Origin of the sequence: Sinorhizobium garamanticum (assembly GCF_029892065.1) — a bacterium.
Taxonomy (GTDB): Bacteria; Pseudomonadota; Alphaproteobacteria; order Rhizobiales; family Rhizobiaceae; genus Sinorhizobium; species Sinorhizobium garamanticum.
In genome coordinates this window covers 1,665,899-1,682,500 of the sequence record NZ_CP120373.1, presented here as the reverse complement: position 1 = coordinate 1,682,500, position 16,602 = coordinate 1,665,899, and the positions used below count along the sequence as shown (strand labels likewise).

The window sequence follows — 16,602 nt, the reverse complement described above, 5'->3', positions numbered from 1 at the left end:
AGAGGCCCAATCCCTGTCGCACGGCCTTCAACTGCGTCAGGATGCTCGAGCTCTGGAAATGGGCGCGAAGTCCCGGCTGGACTTCGCCGAGATAGTCGAGCCCCGGCGTGAAGATCATGTCCTCGATATAGCCGACGAAACGGTGGGAGCCGAGATCGTTGCGGCTGCGGATGAGCGGATGCGTGGCGAGATAGCTGCGCGCGCCATAGACATGCAGCGTATAAGGCGTCAGCACCTCCGAATGGTAGGGGCCAGCCTTGGGCGCCGCGAGTGCGACGGCGATATCCGCCTCCTTGCGCGACAGCGACATGATTTGCTGGATCGCCACGAGTTCGAGCGAGATATTCGGATAGCTGTTGGCGAAGGTGCCGAGCCGATCCGACAGAAAGAAATTGCCGAAGCCTTCCAGCGTGGAAAGCCGTACGACACCGCGTTGTGAGGTCATGCCGTCGCTGATGTCGAGCTGGAGCTGCTCTGTCTCCCGCTCGATGCGCTCGGCCGTCTCGACGAAACGTTGCCCTATGGTCGTCAACACGTAACCACGCGGATTGCGCTCGAAGAGCCGGACCTTAAGCGCGAACTCCAACCGATCGATCCTGCGCGACACCGTGGCATGGCTGGTCCTCAGTCGTCGCGCTGCGGTCGACAGTTGTCCGGTTCTAGCGACAGCAAGGAAGAATTGCAGGTCGTCCCAGGTGAAATTCGGATTCACATTCGCCCCCTCTGTTCGAAAATGAACAGACCCTGTTTGCAATTTACGGTTCGGCCCGCTTGCATCCAAGCAAAATTTTCGGGATTGTAATCATTGAGCCGACATCTGAGGAGCATGTCTGGCCAATTTTGAACAGAGACAAGCGGATCGAATTCCCTGCCGATATCGCCGAAAGGCATATCGGAGCCGTCGCGCGTTTTCGCGATGATTCGCCCACCGTATTCTGACAGTCCTGGGAGGAGACATGATGCACAAGAAACTGATCGCCACGCTTGCAATGTTGCTCGCGAGCAGCACTGTGGCACTCGCCGACGCGTCCGACGGTAGGGTCAAGATCGGCATTCTCAACGACCAGTCCGGCGTCTACGCCGATTTCGGCGGCAAGTCCTCTTACGAGGCGGCGCTGATGGCGGTCGAGGATTTCGGCGGCAAGGTGCTGGGCGTGCCGGTCGAGGTGGTCACGGCCGACCATCAGAACAAGCCTGACATCGCGTCCAACATCGCCCGGCAATGGTACGACACCGAGCAGGTCGACAGCATCATGGAATTGACCACGTCGTCAGTGGCGCTCGCGGTTCAGGCGATCTCCAAGGAGAAGAAGAAGATCGACATCGTCACCGGAGCGGCAACGACTGAGCTCACCGGCAAGCAATGCAGCCCCTATGGCTTCCATTGGGCCTATGACACCCACTCGCTTGCGGTCGGAACGGGCGGGGCGCTTGTGAAGCAGGGCGGTGACAGCTGGTTCTTCCTGACGGCCGACTACGCCTTCGGCTATTCGCTCGAAGAAAACACCGCCAACTATGTCAAGGAAAACGGCGGCTCGGTCGTCGGCGCCGTCCGCCATCCGCTGGCAACCACCGATTTCTCCTCCTTCCTGCTGCAGGCGCAGTCCTCCGGCGCCAAGGTGATCGGCCTTGCCAATGCCGGCCTCGACACCTCGAACGCCATCAAGCAGGCCGCCGAGTTCGGCATTGTCCAGGGCGGCCAGCGTCTGGCGGCCCTGCTCTTCACGCTCGCCGAGGTCCACGGCCTCGGGCTCGAAGCCGCGCAGGGGCTGACGCTCACGGAGGGCTTCTACTGGAACCGCAACGAAGAAACAGCGAAATTCGGCAAGCGCTTCATGGAGCGCACCGGCAAGATGCCGAACATGACGCATGCCGGCACCTATTCGGCCGTGCTGCAATATCTGAAGGCTATCGAGAAGGCCGGCAGCGACGACGCCGATGCGGTCGCCAAGGAACTGCATGCCCTACCGGTCAATGACGTTTTCGCTCAAAACGGCACGGTCGCGCCGAACGGACGGATGATCCACGACATGTACCTGCTCGAGGTCAAGAAGCCGGAAGAAAGCAAGGAGCCCTGGGACTATTTCAAGGTTCTCGCGACCATTCCCGGCAAGGATGCCTTCATGGATCCGGCCAAGAGCGGCTGCGAACTCGTGAAGTCCTGATCGGCCGGATCGCAATGACCGTGACCCTGTCTTCGCAGAATGGAGCGCCGCGGGTGGTTTTGTCCGCCCGCGGTCTCCGCCGTGACTTCGGCGGCTTCACCGCCGTCAAGGATGTCGATCTCGACGTCCACCATGCCCGTGTGCATGCGCTGATCGGCCCGAACGGGGCCGGCAAGACCACCGTGTTCAACCTGCTGACCAAGTTCCTGCAGCCGACGCATGGCACGATCACGCTGCTCGGGGAAGACATCACCAACACCGCCCCGGACAAGGTCGCCCGCATGGGCCTCGTCCGCTCGTTCCAGATCTCGGCAGTGTTCCCGCACCTGACAGTGCTAGACAATGTGCGTGTGGCCCTGCAGCGACCGAACAATCTTGCAACACAATTCTGGAAGCCGCTTTCAGCACTCGAGGTCTTGAACGCCAAGGCCGACCAGCTGATCCGCTCCGTCGGTCTCGAAAAGGAGCGCAACGCGACCGCAGCCGATCTTTCCTATGGCCGCAAACGCGTGCTCGAGATCGCGACGACGCTGGCGCTCGATCCGAAGGTGCTCTTGCTGGACGAACCGATGGCCGGCATGGGCCACGAGGACGTCGGCATGGTCGCCGAGATCATCCGCGAGGTGGCGCGCGAACGCGCGGTCCTGATGGTCGAGCACAATCTCTCCGTCGTCGAGACGCTCTGCCACCATGTCACCGTGCTGCAGCGCGGCGAAATTCTCGCGGAGGGCGATTATGCCGCCGTGTCGGAGGATCCGCGCGTGCGCACGGCCTATATGGGCACGGAGGAAGCCTGACATGAAACCTCTCCTCAAGGTCTCGGGCCTCAATGCCTGGTACGGCGAAAGCCATATTCTGCACGGCGTCGACATGACTGTCGGCGAGGGTGAGATGGTCACGCTGGTTGGCCGCAACGGCGTCGGCAAGACAACGACACTGCGTGCCATCATGGGAATCGTGCGCGAACGAAAGGGCGAGATCAGCTTCGCCGGCGAAGACCTGATCCGCGTGCCCCTCCACCGCGTCGCTCATCGCGGCATCGGTTTCATTCCCGAAGAGCGCGGCATCTTTTCTACCCTCTCGGTCTATGAAAACCTGCTGTTGCCACCGGCGGTCGCCAAGGGTGGCATGACCATCGACGAGATTTTCGAGCTTTTCCCGAACCTGCACGAACGTCGCAACAGCCAGGGAACCAAGCTTTCCGGCGGCGAACAGCAGATGCTGGCGATTGCCCGTATCCTTAGAACCGGGGTCCGGATGATGCTGCTCGACGAGCCGACCGAAGGGCTTGCCCCGGTGATCGTCCAGCGGATCGGCGACGTGTTGAAGAAACTGAAAGAGCGCGGCATGACCGTCCTCATCGTCGAGCAGAATTTCCGCTTCGCCAGCAAGGTCGCCGACCGCTTCTATCTCATGGACCATGGCCGCGTGGCCGGCGAGTTCCCGGTTTCGGAACTTTCGCAACGCATGGACATGCTGCATGATGTGCTCGGAGTGTAGGCCATGACCACGATTTTCGGAATTCCGATCCAGGCCTTTCTCGGGCAGCTTCTGATCGGGCTCATCAACGGCTCCTTCTATGCGCTGTTGAGCCTTGGCCTTGCGATCATCTTCGGCCTGCTGCGCGTCATCAACTTTGCCCATGGCGCGCAATACATGCTGGGGGCGTTTACCGCCTGGTTGCTGTTGTCGCATTTCGGCATCGGCTATTGGCCGGCGCTCATCGTCGCGCCCCTTCTCGTCGGCCTTCTCGGCGCCGTCATCGAGCGCACGATGCTGAGGCGCCTTTATTCGCTCGACCCGCTCTACGGTCTGCTCTTTACCTTCGGCCTGGCTTTGACCGTCGAGGGAACCTTTCGCTATCTTTACGGCGCCTCCGGCCAGCCCTATGCGACGCCGGCCCTGCTTGCGGGCGGCACCAATCTCGGCTTCATGTTCCTGCCGATCTATCGCGGCTGGGTCATCGCCTTCTCGCTCGCCGTGTGCCTCGGCACCTGGCTCGTGATCGAGAAGACCAAACTCGGCTCCTATCTGCGCGCGGCAACGGAAAATCCGGTGCTCGTGCAGTCCTTCGGCATCAACGTGCCGTTCCTGCTGACGCTGACCTACGGTCTCGGGGCGGCGCTTGCGGCGCTTGCCGGCGTGCTGGCCGCGCCGATCTACCAGGTCTCGCCGCTGATGGGATCGAACATCATCATCATCGTCTTTGCCGTCGTCGTCGTTGGCGGCATGGGCTCGATCATGGGGGCGATCATCACCGGCTACATGCTGGGTGTGGCCGAGGGACTGACCAAGGTCTTCTATCCGGAGGCCTCCAATATTGTGATCTTCGTGATCATGGCCATTGTTCTCCTGATACGGCCGGCGGGCCTCTTCGGCCGGGATGCTTGATATGACGCTGACACTTGAACTTGAGAAGCAGAAGGAACGTAAGCCGGTCGTCGCGCAGACGATCTTTCTCGGCGCCGGGCTTGCCCTTCTTCTTCTCGCACCTTTGTTCTTCTACCCCGTCTTCCTGATGAAGATTCTGTGCTTCGCGCTCTTTGCCTGCGCGTTCAATCTGTTGCTCGGCTATACGGGGCTGCTCTCCTTCGGCCATGCCGCCTTCTTCGGCGGCGCGGCGTATTTTACGGCGCACGCGGTCAAGGAATGGGGCGTGCCGCCCGAACTTGGCATCCTCGTCGGCGTCGTCGGCGCAGCACTTCTCGGTGCGGTCATCGGCTTCTTCGCCATTCGCCGCCAGGGCATTTATTTCGCGATGATCACGCTGGCGCTGGCGCAGATGTTCTATTTCTTCTGCCTCCAGGCCGAGTTCACGCATGGCGAAGACGGGATCCAGTCGGTACCGCGCGGCCATCTTTTCGGCTTCATCGATCTCTCCCAGTCGACGAACATGTACTACTTCGTGCTTGCGGTATTCGTGATCGGCATCGCCATCATCTGGCGGATCATCAACTCGCCCTTCGGCATGATCCTGAAGTCGATCCGCGAGAACGAGACACGCGCCATCTCGCTCGGCTATTCGGTAAGGAACTACAAGCTCGCCGCCTTCGTCATGTCGGCGGCGCTGACCGGATTGGCCGGCGGCGTGAAGGCGCTGGTCTTCCAGTTCGCGACCTTGACCGACGTTGGCTGGCAGATGTCGGGCGAGGTCATCCTGATGACCCTGCTCGGCGGCATTGGCACGCTGATCGGGCCGCTCTTCGGCGCGGGTCTTGTCGTCACGCTTCAGAACTATCTGGCAACGTCGGAATTCCCGGTCACGATCATCACCGGCCTAGTCTTCATGGCCTGCGTGCTGCTCTTCCGCCGCGGCATAGTCGGAGAGTTCTACAACTCGCGCCTCGGCCGCAAGCTCGGCTTCGAGCATCGCCACAAGCATTGACGCCTATAGCCCGGCGCCGAGTGCGCTGGGCCGCAAAATTAGAGAAAGCTCATGGACACGTTCGACTACATCGTCGTCGGAGCGGGTAGCGCCGGTTGCGTGCTTGCCAACCGTCTCTCGGAAAATCCGGATCGCCGCGTTCTGCTGCTCGAGGCCGGCGGCAACGACAACTATCACTGGATTCATATTCCGGTCGGCTATCTCTACTGCATCAACAATCCCCGCACCGACTGGTGCTTCACGACCGCCGCGGAGGAGGGCCTCAACGGCCGTTCGCTCGGCTACCCACGCGGCAAGGTGCTCGGCGGCTGCTCCTCGATCAACGGCATGATCTACATGCGCGGCCAGGCGCGCGACTACGATCACTGGCGCCAGCTCGGCTGCGCCGGCTGGAGCTGGGAGGACGTGCTGCCGCTCTTCAGGAAATCCGAGGACCATTATCGCGGCGCCGACGACATGCACGGCGCGGGCGGCGAGTGGCGGGTCGAGAAGGCGCGCGTCCGTTGGGCGGTGCTCGACGCCTTTCAGAAGGCCGCGCGCGAAGCGGGCATTCCCGAAACGGAGGATTTCAACCGCGGCAGCAACGAAGGCTCCGGCTATTTCGACGTCAACCAGCGCTCGGGTGTTCGGTGGAACACGGCCAAGGCCTTCCTGAAGCCTGCCCGACATCGGCGCAATCTTGTCATCCTGACAAAGGCGCATGTGAAGACGCTGATCCTCGAGGAAGGCCGCGTTGCCGGCGTCGAGTTCCAGCATGACGGCGTCAGCAAGCGCGCGCGGGCGCGGCGCGAAACCGTGCTTTCGGCCGGCTCGATCGGCTCGCCGCATATCCTCGAACTCTCCGGCATCGGCCGACCCGATGTCTTGCGTCAAAACGGCATCGAGGTACGCCACGAGCTGCCCACCGTCGGAGAGAACCTGCAAGATCACTTGCAACTGCGCCTCGCCTACAAGGTCACCGGCGTTCCGACGCTCAACGAGAAGGCAAGCTCGCTTCTCGGCAAGGCGGCGATCGGCCTCGAATATCTCGTCCGCCGTTCCGGCCCGATGGCGATGGCGCCGAGCCAGCTCGGCATCTTCACCCGGTCCGGCCCGGAAAAGGAAACGCCGGATCTCGAGTATCACGTCCAGCCGGTCACGCTCGAAAAATTCGGCGAACCCGTACACCCCTTCCCCGCGATCACCGCCAGCGTCTGCAATCTGCGGCCCGAAAGCCGCGGCTTGGTGCATTTGAAGGGACCGGACTTTGCGGCCGCACCCGACATTCGCCCGCGCTATCTGACCGCCGAAGCCGATCGCGACGTGGCGGTGAGAGCCATCCGCCTCACCCGCCGTATCGTCTCACAGCCCTCCTTTGCCCGCTTCGATCCGATCGAGTTCAAGCCAGGTCCGGCTTACGAAACGGACGAGGATCTGATGCGCGCTGCCGGCGATATCGGCACGACCATCTTCCACCCGGTCGGCACCTGCCGCATGGGCGCCGATGTGGACAGCGTCGTCGACCCTGAACTGCGCCTGCGCGGGCTCAAGGGATTGCGCATCGCCGATGCCTCGATCATGCCGACGATCACGTCCGGCAACACCAATTCGCCGACGATCATGATCGCGGAAAAGGCGGCGGACATGATTGTCGCGGCCAACCGATGAGCGCCGCAACACCCCTGTGACGCAGACAGCTCCGTCAGGGACATCCGACGCACCTCGTGACCATGCACGCCTACGTCGATGCAAGGGCGGCGCAAAAAAGCGGCTGGCGTGCCGGCTGCAGCGTGAGCCATACTACAGCGCCGTGCGCCTCTTCAGGCGCACAAAGGTCGCTGTAGCACGTTGAATGCTGCATGTTTTCATCCCTTAAATCGGCTCCGATTTAAGGGAACATGCGGTAGCATGCTACGAATGGGGATGGGCATGCAGGATAAGCTTTTCATTGATGGAAAATGGGAAAAGCCCCGCAAGGGCGGCACGATCGATGTCATCAATCCGGCGACGGAAGAGGTGATCTGCAAGGCGGGTGCCGGCACCTCGAACGACGTCGATCACGCCGTCAAGGCGGCTCGCATCGCGTTCGACAGTGGACCCTGGCCGAAGCTGACGGGCGCTGAGCGAGCCCGCTATCTTCGGGCGATCGCCGGAAAGATCGACGAGCGACGCCATGCGCTCGCAAGGCTCGAAGTCACGAACAACGGCAAGCCGCTGCCCGAAGCGGTCTGGGACATCGACGACGCGGCCGGCTGCTTCAATTACTATGCGGGCCTCGCCGAAGAACTCGACAACAATGCCGAGGAACCGATCGCCGTCGCAGACACCCGCTTCTCCTCGAAGGCCGTTCGCGAACCGCTCGGCGTCGTCGGCGCCATCACGCCTTGGAACTATCCGCTGCTGATGGTCGCCTGGAAGGTCGCCCCGGCACTTGCCGCCGGCTGCACCATAGTGCTGAAACCATCCGAACTGACGCCGCTGACGGCGCTCGAGCTCGGCAGGATCGCCGAAGAAATCGACCTGCCGCCCGGAGTCCTCAACATCGTTACCGGCACCGGACCGGATGCCGGCGAGCCGCTGACCGAACATCCGCTTGTCGACAAGCTCGCCTTCACCGGCTCGGTGCCGACCGGCCGCAAGGTCATGATGGCGGGGGCGCAGGACATCAAGAACATCAGCCTCGAACTCGGCGGCAAGTCGCCCTTCGTCGTCTTCGCTGACAGCGATATCGAGAAGGCGGTCGAATGGATCATGTTCGGCATCTTCTGGAACCAGGGACAAGTCTGCTCCGCGACGTCGCGCGTGCTGATAGAAGAGCCGATCTATGACGCTGTTTTGAAAAGGCTGACCGAGGAAGCAGCGAAGATCAAGATCGGCAACGGCCTCGACGAAGGCACGTTGCTCGGCCCGATCGTCTCCAAGGGGCAATATGAAAAGATTCTTGGCGCGATCGAGCGGGCGCGACAGGACGGCGTTACGGTCGCAGCCGGCGGTGGCCGCCCGGCCGGCTTCAATAGCGGCTATTTCATCGAGCCGACGGTGCTAACGGATATGACCACGGACAGTTTCGTCTGGCGGGAGGAAATCTTCGGCCCCGTCGTCTGCGTCAAGCCGTTCAACGACGAAGAGGAGGCGATCAGACTTGCCAATGACAGCCGCTTCGGCCTTGCCGCCGCGGTCATGTCCGAGGACAGGGCGCGCTGCGAACGCGTCGCGCGCGCCCTCCGCGCCGGCATCGTCTGGATCAACTGCTCGCAGCCGACATTCATCGAAGCGCCATGGGGCGGCTACAAGCAGTCCGGCATCGGCCGCGAACTCGGCCGCTGGGGGCTCGCCAACTATCTGGAAGTGAAGCAGATAACCAGCTTCGATGCCGATGAACCCTGGGGTTGGTACATCAAAGGGTGAGCCATCGGATCGTCGCGAACGATCGGTATCACGTGGCTCGGGATCTGCGAATTGCCCAGTGTGGCACCCCCTCTGCCCTGCCGGGCATCTCCCCCACAAGGGGGGAGATCGGCCAGAAGCGCGGCCCTGCCCTTGAAAACACCACCTGTACCGAGATCACGGCATTCGCGAGCCGGTTCGCTGTATCATTGATAGCGCGGGACATCGCCGCTTGCCAATCTCCCCCCTTGTGGGGGAGATGCCCGGCAGGGCAGAGGGGGGTAAACCCCGCTTTCCTGATTTCTCGCCGTGGGATCAGCTTCGCCCCTACTCCGCCGCTTCCGCCTCCGGTATCGGCACATAATTGAGGATCGGCGAGAGCCAGCGCTCGACCTCGCGAACACCCATCGCCTTGCGCTCCGCATAATCCTCGACCTGGTCGCGCTCGATCTTGGCGACACCGAAATAATAGGCGTCCGGATGGCCGATATAGAGACCGGAAACCGACGAGCCCGGCCACATCGCATAGTTCTCCGTCAGCTTGACGCCGATCGACGTCTCGGCATCGAGAAGGCGGAAAAGCGTTTCCTTTTCCGTGTGATCGGGCTGCGCCGGATAGCCGGGCGCAGGGCGGATGCCGGCATAAGGCTCGCCGATCAGGTCCTGCGGCGTGAAGACTTCATCGGCAGCATAGCCCCAGAGCTCCTTGCGCACATATTCGTGCATGCGCTCGGCAAAGGCCTCGGCGAAACGGTCGGCAAGCGCCTTGACCATGATCGAGGAATAGTCGTCATTGGCGCGCTCGAAACGCTCGGCGATCGCCACTTCCTCGATGCCGGCGGTCACCACGAAACCGCCGAGATAGTCCCTTGCGCCGCTGTCGACCGGCGCCACGAAGTCGGCAAGTGCAATATTTGGCCGCCCGTCGCGCTTGGTCAATTGCTGTCGAAGCGTGAAGAAGGTCGCAAGTTCCGCGTCGCGCGTCTCGTCGGTGAACAGGCGGATGTCGTCACCGACCGTGCCGGCCGGCCAGAACCCGACCACGGCCTTCGGCGCGAACCATTTTTCGGCGATGATCTGCCGAAGCATCGCCTGGGCGTCGTCGAAGAGCTGGCGCGCCGCCTGCCCCTGTTTCTCGTCATCGAGGATCTTCGGATAGACGCCCTTCAGTTCCCAAGTCTGGAAGAACGGCGTCCAGTCGATATAGCCCGCAAGCTCAGCGAGATCCCAGTCCTCGAAAACGCGCGCTCCGAGGAAGGAGGGCGCCTTCGGTCTATAGGTTGCCCAATCGAGTTTCTGCGCGTTGGCACGCGCCTGCGACAGCGGCAGGCGTCGTTTCTCCGCCTCGTTGCGCGCGTGCGCATCGGCGACCTTGTGATATTCGGCGCGAACAGTGTCCATGTAACCATTGCGCACGTCCGGAGAGAGCAGGCTGGAAACGACGCCGACCGCGCGGCTGGCGTCGTTGACGTGAACCGTCTGACCCAGGCTGTAGCGCGGATTGATCTTCACGGCGGTGTGCACACGGCTCGTCGTTGCCCCGCCGATCAGGAGCGGGATGTCGAACCCCTCGCGCTCGAGTTCGGAGGCGACGTGGACCATTTCATCGAGCGAAGGCGTAATGAGGCCGGAAAGCCCGATGATGTCGACTTTCTGCTCCTTTGCCACCTCAAGGATTTTGGCGGACGGCACCATGACGCCGAGATCGATGATCTCGTAATTGTTGCAGGCGAGCACAACGCCGACGATGTTCTTGCCGATGTCGTGCACGTCGCCCTTGACGGTCGCCATCAGGATCTTGCCGGCACTTTCGCGCGTGCCGTCACCGCCATTGGCGCGCTTCTCCGCTTCCATGTGCGGCAGCAGCACGGCGACCGCCTGCTTCATCACCCGCGCCGACTTCACCACCTGCGGCAGGAACATCTTGCCCGAGCCGAAGAGATCGCCGACGACGTTCATGCCGGCCATCAGCGGACCCTCGATGACATGCAGCGGCCGCGCGGCGGCAAGCCGCGCCTCGTCGGTGTCGACCTCGATGAATTCGGTGATGCCGTTGACGAGCGCGTGCTCCAGCCGCTTGTCGACCGGCCATTCACGCCAGGAGAGGTCCTTCTCCCTGCCTTGCGCGCCGCCCTGCCCGCGATAACGCTCCGCAATCTCCAGCATGCGCTCGGTCGCATCTGCCCGGCGGTTGAGAACGACATCCTCGCAGGCCTCGCGCAGTTCCGCATCGATCGTGTCATAGACGGCCAGCTGGCCGGCATTGACGATGCCCATGTCCATGCCTGCCTGGATCGCGTGGTAGAGGAACACGGCGTGCATCGCCTCGCGCACCGGCTCGTTGCCGCGGAAGGAGAAGGAAAGGTTCGACACACCGCCCGAGACATGGACATGCGGCAGCGTGGCGATGATCTCGCGCGTCGCCTCGATGAAATCGACACCGTAATTGTTGTGCTCTTCGATGCCCGTCGCGACCGCGAATATGTTGGGGTCGAAGATGATGTCCTCCGGCGGGAAGCCCGCCTTTTCGGTGAGCAGCCGATAGGCCCGCGTGCAGATCTCCACCTTGCGGGTCCTGGTATCGGCCTGACCGCTCTCGTCGAACGCCATCACCACGACCGCCGCGCCATAGGCCCGCACCAGACGCGCGTGATGCAGGAACGCCTCCTCGCCTTCCTTGAGCGAGATCGAGTTCACCAGCGCCTTACCCTGCACGCATTTGAGGCCCGCCTCGATCACCTCCCATTTGGACGAATCGATCATCACCGGAACACGGGCGATATCGGGCTCGGACGCGACGAGGTTCAGGAACTCGACCATTGCCTGGGTAGAATCGATCAGGCCCTCGTCCATGTTGATGTCGATGATCTGGGCGCCGTTCGCGACCTGATCGCGCGCCACGTCGAGCGCCGCCGCGTAGTCACCGGTGGTGATGAGCTTACGGAACTTGGCCGAGCCGGTAACGTTGGTGCGTTCGCCGACATTGACGAAGGCAATGTCCTTGGTAAGCGTGAACGGCTCCAGGCCCGAAAGCCGCATATGCCGTTCGATTTCCGGAATCTGCCGCGGCGGATATTTGGCGACCGCTTCGGCGATCGCGCGGATATGGGCGGGGGTCGAGCCGCAGCAGCCGCCGACGATGTTGACGAGCCCGTCACGGGCGAAGCCCTCGATCTCAGCCGCCATCGCTTCGGGACTTTCGTCATAACGGCCGAATTCATTCGGCAGGCCGGCATTCGGATAGGCACAGACGAGCGTATCGGCAACAGAGGAAAGCTCGTCGATATGGGCGCGCATGGCGCTTGCGCCGAGCGCGCAATTGAGCCCGATGGTGAAGGGTGCGGCGTGCCGCACCGAGTGCCAGAAGGCGGTCGGCGTCTGGCCGGAAAGCGTGCGGCCGGAAAGATCGGTGATCGTGCCGGAGATCATCACCGGAAGCTGAATCCCCTTCTCGGTAAAGACTTCCTGCGTGGCGAAGATCGCCGCCTTGGCGTTCAGCGTGTCGAAGATCGTCTCGATCAGAATGATGTCGGCACCGCCGTCGATCAGACCGCGGACCTGCTCGCCATAGGCAAGCCGCAGATCATCAAAGGTGACGGCACGATAGCCGGGATTGTTGACATCAGGGGAAATCGACGCCGTGCGGTTGGTCGGCCCGAGCGCGCCGGCGACGAAACGCCGCCTGCCATCTTTCGCCTCAGCGCGCTTTGCCGCGCGCCGCGCCAGCCGTGCTCCGTCACGGTTAAGCTCGTAGATCATATCCTCCATGCCGTAGTCGGCCTGGGCGATGCGGGTCGATGAGAAGGTGTTGGTCTCGAGGATGTCGGCTCCCGCGATGGCGTAGCTGTAGTGGATGTCCTCGATCGCCTTCGGTTGCGTCAGCGTCAGGAGGTCGTTGTTGCCCTGCTGATGACAGGAACAGCCGCCGAAGCGCTCGCCGCGGAAATGATCCTCGACGAAGCCGAGCTGCTGGATCTCGGTGCCCATGGCGCCATCCATGATCAGGATGCGTTCGCTGGCCGCTTGCCTGAGCGCCAAAAGGATCTCCGAACCGTCGGGCCTGGGCGAAACATCTCCGAAAAGGGAGTCGATGGCGGGCATGGAAAATCCCCCGTTCTGAAAACGACAATTTCTGATTTACTCACATAAACATATCTTTATGTCAACATACGCACCAATCACAATTTCACCGTCGGCAAATAAAAATGGCCCGCCGCGGTTGCGGCAGGCCCAACGATGATGGTCGAAAACTCTCGCAAGCGTGTGGGCGCGCCCTCATCCGGCCCGCCGGCCACCTTCTCCGCGCAAGCGGGGCGAAAGGGACAAGCGGCCCCGATTCAGTTCCCCCATGCGGTTTCGTGAGGGAGAAGGGGCGAGCGGCGCGCTCTTAAGTCCCTCGCCCCCGCTTGTGGGGCAATCCAAGTCCGCCGCGCTCACATCCGCTTCAGACAATCCTCCAGCTCATAAATCGCGCAGACAATGTGGTAGAAGCTGCTTGCCGGCGCGGGCTCCTCGATGAATGCGCCATCCGCCTGCTGTTTGTCGCGCCAAAGACCGCGGATCGGCGTTTGAAGGAAGCGGTCGAGGGCCGCTGCCGCCCGCGTAGCCGAGGCGAGGTAGCGTTCGCGCTCCCGCCCCTCGGTCAGAGCGGCGAAACGGATCGCCGCCTTCAGCCACTCGGTCTGCGGCCAGAGCCGCGCCACCGGGTCGGCGACCGAAAAATCGTCGAGAAGCGTCATGATCGCAACGTCGCGCTTCGGGCAGATGCCGTGTTTCTCACCGATCTCGAACAGCCGCCGCGCCTTGACGATAGCTTCGGCGTTACCGCGCCGCTCCGCCCAGCGAAGCAGGAGCCACGCCCATTCGAACTGGTGGCCCGGCTCGATGATGCGGCCTTTTTCGCCGGAGAACGGCGTCCAGTCATGGTCGAAGAATTCGCGCAGCGCACCCGTTTCGGCATCGACGAAACGATCCATCGCCAGTTGCGCGATTTCGTCGGCAAGATTGGCCCAAGGGACCCGGTCGAAGCCCTCGACCGTTTCGCTTGCGAGGCACGCCTCGAAGAGATGCATGTGCGGATTGGAACCGAGCGGCAGGCGGGACGGATTGTCCTCCTCGAAGCCAGCGATCGGATGCTTGCAATGGGCCTCGAGCTTTCGCCTGAGATCATTGCTGCGCTCGGCCATCTCGGCGCTCCGCTCATGGAAGACTTGCGCAAGATAGGCGAAGGCGAGCAGTGCGAAGGCCTGGTTGTAGAGATCGAAGGACGGGTCGATCAACTCACCGTCCGCGTCGGCAAGCGCGCCGTAAAAGCCGCTTGGCAGCCGGTAGACACGGTCGAAATAGGCGAGTCCGCCTTCGGCCACCGTGCGCCAATCTCCTGGCCAGCCGCGTCGTCCGGCCTCCGCGAAGCAATAGACCTGCCGCGGCTGCACGCGCGAGCGGCGATTGGCCCGCGTCGGCTCGCCCTCCATGTCGATCGTCTCGACGAAGCCGCCGTCGGCCGCGTCGAAACCCTTTTGCCGCCAGAGCGGCAAGGCGACGTTAGCGAGCCAGCCGGCAAGTTCGCGCGCCTGCGAATGAATATCCATTCCGTATCCGTTCCTGTCAGTCCTCGAGCTTCAGCGCGGCGTGGTCGGACTTGAACAGCTCCGCCAGCGCCTCGACGACGAGATTATGGTCTTCGCGCTGCGGCAATCCCGAAACCGTGACAGCGCCGATGCAGCCCGTACCCTTGACGACGATCGGGAAACTGCCGCCATGCGCGGCGTAATCGGCATCGGGCAGGCCGAGCTTCGCCTGCAGGTTCGTCTGTTGCTTGAGCAGGCTGAGGCCGGTCGCATAGCTGCTCTTGAACAGCCGGAAGACCGTGTTGCGCTTGCGCCGGACCCAGTTCGCATTGTCCGGCGTCGCACCCTCGAGCGCGGCGTAGAAGACCTGCATGGAAAAAAGCGTGATGTCGATGACCACGCCGAGCTTGCGCTCGGCCGCCAGGCGCCGAAGCGTCGAGCCGAGTTTCCAGGCTGTGTCAAGATTGAACTGCTCGAACTGCAATTCCCGCTCCTGCAGCGCGATGCGGCGCAGATCGTTGTCGATGTTCATGGTTTCTCCTCGCTCTCAGGTCAGGGACTCAGCTCTTCCAGAGCCAGGCGGCGCCGCGCACGCCGGAACTGTCGCCGTGGACCGCCTTGCGGATCGGCGTCTCGAAACTGTCGCCGAAGATGTATCTGGTGATCAGTGCGGGCAGTTCGCCGTAGATCTCGTCGACATTGGACATGCCGCCGCCGAGCACGAAGACGTCCGGGTCGACCACATTGGTCAAAAGCGCCAGACTGCGGGCAAGACGATCGACGAAGCGCTCATAAACACCGATCGCCACAGGATCGCCCGCACGTTTCGCCTCGATGATAGCCCTGCCCCGGCGGTCGACGCCGGTCGTCGTGCGATAGTCGAGCTCCAGCCCGGTACCGCAGGCATACATATCGAGACAGCCAAGCTTGCCGCACCAGCACTTGTGGCCGGGATATTCATCTCGCGTCATCCAGGGCAGCGGATAGTGCCCGATCTCGGCGGCAACCCCCTGGTAGCCCGCATGAACCTTCTTCTCGATCGCAAGCCCACCGCCATGTCCTGTGCCGACGATCACGCCGAAGACGACACGGGCATCCTTGCCCGCCCCGTCCACCGCCTCGGAAACGGCAAGGCAATTGGCGTCGTTGGCAAGACGCACCTCGCGGCCGAGGGCGGCTTCGAGATCGCGGCCGAGCGGTTTGCCGTTGATGAGGACGGCATTGGAGTTGCGCACGATGCCGGTGCGCGGATTGGGGCTGCCGGGAATGCCGATGCCGATCGTTCCGCGCGCGCCGGCCGTCTGTTCGGCTGCGGCCACGAGGCCGATCACGGCGCGAATGCAGTCGTCGTAGCCGCTGGTCGGCGTTGCGACTCGGTGCCGGGCGCGCGTTTCGCCATCGCGGTCAAGCGCGATGACTTCCATTTTCGTGCCGCCCCAATCAATTCCGATGAACATGTGTGGATCAGATCTCAGGATGGATGTCGAGGAAAACGGCAGGACGCTCCTCCGGCCGCCGCCGGCCCTTGCTTAGCATTTGCGGCGTCAAAGATGCTAGAGTGGGATGCGGAAAAGTGCGAGGCGGCTAATCGCAAATCGGCAGCACGCCGTGCAAAAACACTTGGCGAAGCAGCCTTGCTTTTGTATGGATCTATACCGAGTGGTCCCGTAGCTCAGCAGGATAGAGCATCAGATTCCTAATCTGGGGGTCGCGCGTTCGAATCGCGCCGGGATCACCAATCTTCTCACTTACTATGGATTTGGTGCTCGTTTTCGTGCGCCATCGATTTACCGGAACTACCAGATTTCCGGACATTTCCCGTCATTCGTCAGTAAACCGGTTTGTCGAAACCAAGCATGCTGCAAGTCCGTAGCTCGTACTCAGTGGTGTAGCTGTAAGGTTCCTGCTCATAGCGGTGAGCGAGGGTCCTGCAGAAGGTGTGCACCTTTTTGCTGTCATTTTGATCAGCTTCCGCGAGCCGATAAAGTTGGCCTATCCGCCTCTCAGCTGCAGTAGACACCTCACCGGGGGCGGCGTCTGGGTTTGCGAATATGGCCAGTATGCAGGTGAAGGCCAGAAGCGCGATCCGGTTATCCCTCATGACTTCTCCTTTAGG

Annotated in this window: 13 protein-coding genes and 1 tRNA gene (1 of these 14 running past the window's edge); 8 read left to right on the top strand and 6 right to left on the bottom strand. The window is 62.3% G+C overall.

Features of this window, described 5'->3' with window-relative positions:
• Positions 1 to 712: the 5' portion of a LysR family transcriptional regulator gene (locus PZN02_RS07790; protein ID WP_280661012.1), read on the bottom strand. 236 nt of this gene lie to the left of the window's left edge; 712 of the gene's 948 nt are visible here — the first part of the coding sequence; its start codon is at positions 710 to 712; its stop codon lies beyond the left edge, outside the window.
• Positions 713 to 959: 247 nt separating this feature from the next.
• Between PZN02_RS07790 and PZN02_RS07785 the strand changes: the two genes are divergently transcribed.
• The 7 genes from PZN02_RS07785 (at position 960) to PZN02_RS07755 (ending at position 8,937) form a co-directional block, all read left to right on the top strand.
• Complete coding sequence (locus tag PZN02_RS07785; RefSeq protein ID WP_280661423.1) at positions 960 to 2,165, top strand: beta-hydroxybutyrate-binding protein; 1,206 nt, start codon at positions 960 to 962, stop codon at positions 2,163 to 2,165.
• A gap of 14 nt (positions 2,166 to 2,179) precedes the next feature.
• Positions 2,180 to 2,962, top strand: a complete 783-nt coding sequence (locus tag PZN02_RS07780) for an ABC transporter ATP-binding protein (protein ID WP_280661011.1) — start codon at positions 2,180 to 2,182, stop codon at positions 2,960 to 2,962.
• Position 2,963: 1 nt separating this feature from the next.
• Positions 2,964 to 3,665: an ABC transporter ATP-binding protein gene (locus tag PZN02_RS07775; RefSeq protein WP_280661010.1), complete on the top strand. Its 702-nt coding sequence runs from the start codon at positions 2,964 to 2,966 to the stop codon at positions 3,663 to 3,665.
• A 3-nt stretch (positions 3,666 to 3,668) separates the two neighbouring features.
• Complete coding sequence (locus PZN02_RS07770; protein ID WP_280661009.1) at positions 3,669 to 4,556, top strand: branched-chain amino acid ABC transporter permease; 888 nt, start codon at positions 3,669 to 3,671, stop codon at positions 4,554 to 4,556.
• Entirely contained in the window at positions 4,549 to 5,550 is a 1,002-nt protein-coding gene (locus PZN02_RS07765; protein ID WP_280661008.1) for a branched-chain amino acid ABC transporter permease, read from the top strand. Before PZN02_RS07770 ends, PZN02_RS07765 begins: the two co-directional genes overlap by 8 nt.
• Positions 5,551 to 5,601: 51 nt before the next feature.
• Complete coding sequence (locus PZN02_RS07760) at positions 5,602 to 7,197, top strand: GMC family oxidoreductase (protein WP_280661007.1); 1,596 nt, start codon at positions 5,602 to 5,604, stop codon at positions 7,195 to 7,197.
• 261 nt (positions 7,198 to 7,458) lie between these two features.
• Positions 7,459 to 8,937: an aldehyde dehydrogenase family protein gene (locus tag PZN02_RS07755; protein ID WP_280661006.1), complete on the top strand. Its 1,479-nt coding sequence runs from the start codon at positions 7,459 to 7,461 to the stop codon at positions 8,935 to 8,937.
• Between the two features lie 306 nt (positions 8,938 to 9,243).
• Here the strand turns inward: PZN02_RS07755 and metH are convergent, their stop codons facing one another.
• The 4 genes from metH to PZN02_RS07735 all read right to left on the bottom strand — a co-directional run bounded on the left by metH (position 9,244) and on the right by PZN02_RS07735 (position 15,943).
• Positions 9,244 to 13,017: a methionine synthase gene (metH, locus tag PZN02_RS07750; protein ID WP_280661005.1), complete on the bottom strand. Its 3,774-nt coding sequence runs from the start codon at positions 13,015 to 13,017 to the stop codon at positions 9,244 to 9,246.
• Between the two features lie 332 nt (positions 13,018 to 13,349).
• On the bottom strand, positions 13,350 to 14,507 hold the full coding sequence (pmi, locus tag PZN02_RS07745; RefSeq protein WP_280661004.1) for a mannose-6-phosphate isomerase Pmi: 1,158 nt from the start codon (positions 14,505 to 14,507) through the stop codon (positions 13,350 to 13,352).
• Between the two features lie 16 nt (positions 14,508 to 14,523).
• The gene (locus tag PZN02_RS07740; RefSeq protein WP_280661003.1) at positions 14,524 to 15,018 is read right to left on the bottom strand and encodes a heme-degrading domain-containing protein; all 495 of its coding nucleotides are present in this window, start codon (positions 15,016 to 15,018) and stop codon (positions 14,524 to 14,526) included.
• A gap of 28 nt (positions 15,019 to 15,046) precedes the next feature.
• On the bottom strand, positions 15,047 to 15,943 hold the full coding sequence (locus PZN02_RS07735; RefSeq protein WP_280661002.1) for an ROK family protein: 897 nt from the start codon (positions 15,941 to 15,943) through the stop codon (positions 15,047 to 15,049).
• Between the two features lie 204 nt (positions 15,944 to 16,147).
• On the opposite strand from PZN02_RS07735, the gene PZN02_RS07730 reads away from it, so the two are divergent.
• Positions 16,148 to 16,224 (top strand) — tRNA-Arg (locus PZN02_RS07730).
• Between the two features lie 90 nt (positions 16,225 to 16,314).
• Here the strand turns inward: PZN02_RS07730 and PZN02_RS07725 are convergent.
• Complete coding sequence (locus tag PZN02_RS07725) at positions 16,315 to 16,587, bottom strand: hypothetical protein (RefSeq protein ID WP_280661001.1); 273 nt, start codon at positions 16,585 to 16,587, stop codon at positions 16,315 to 16,317.
• Positions 16,588 to 16,602 lie beyond the last annotated feature (15 nt).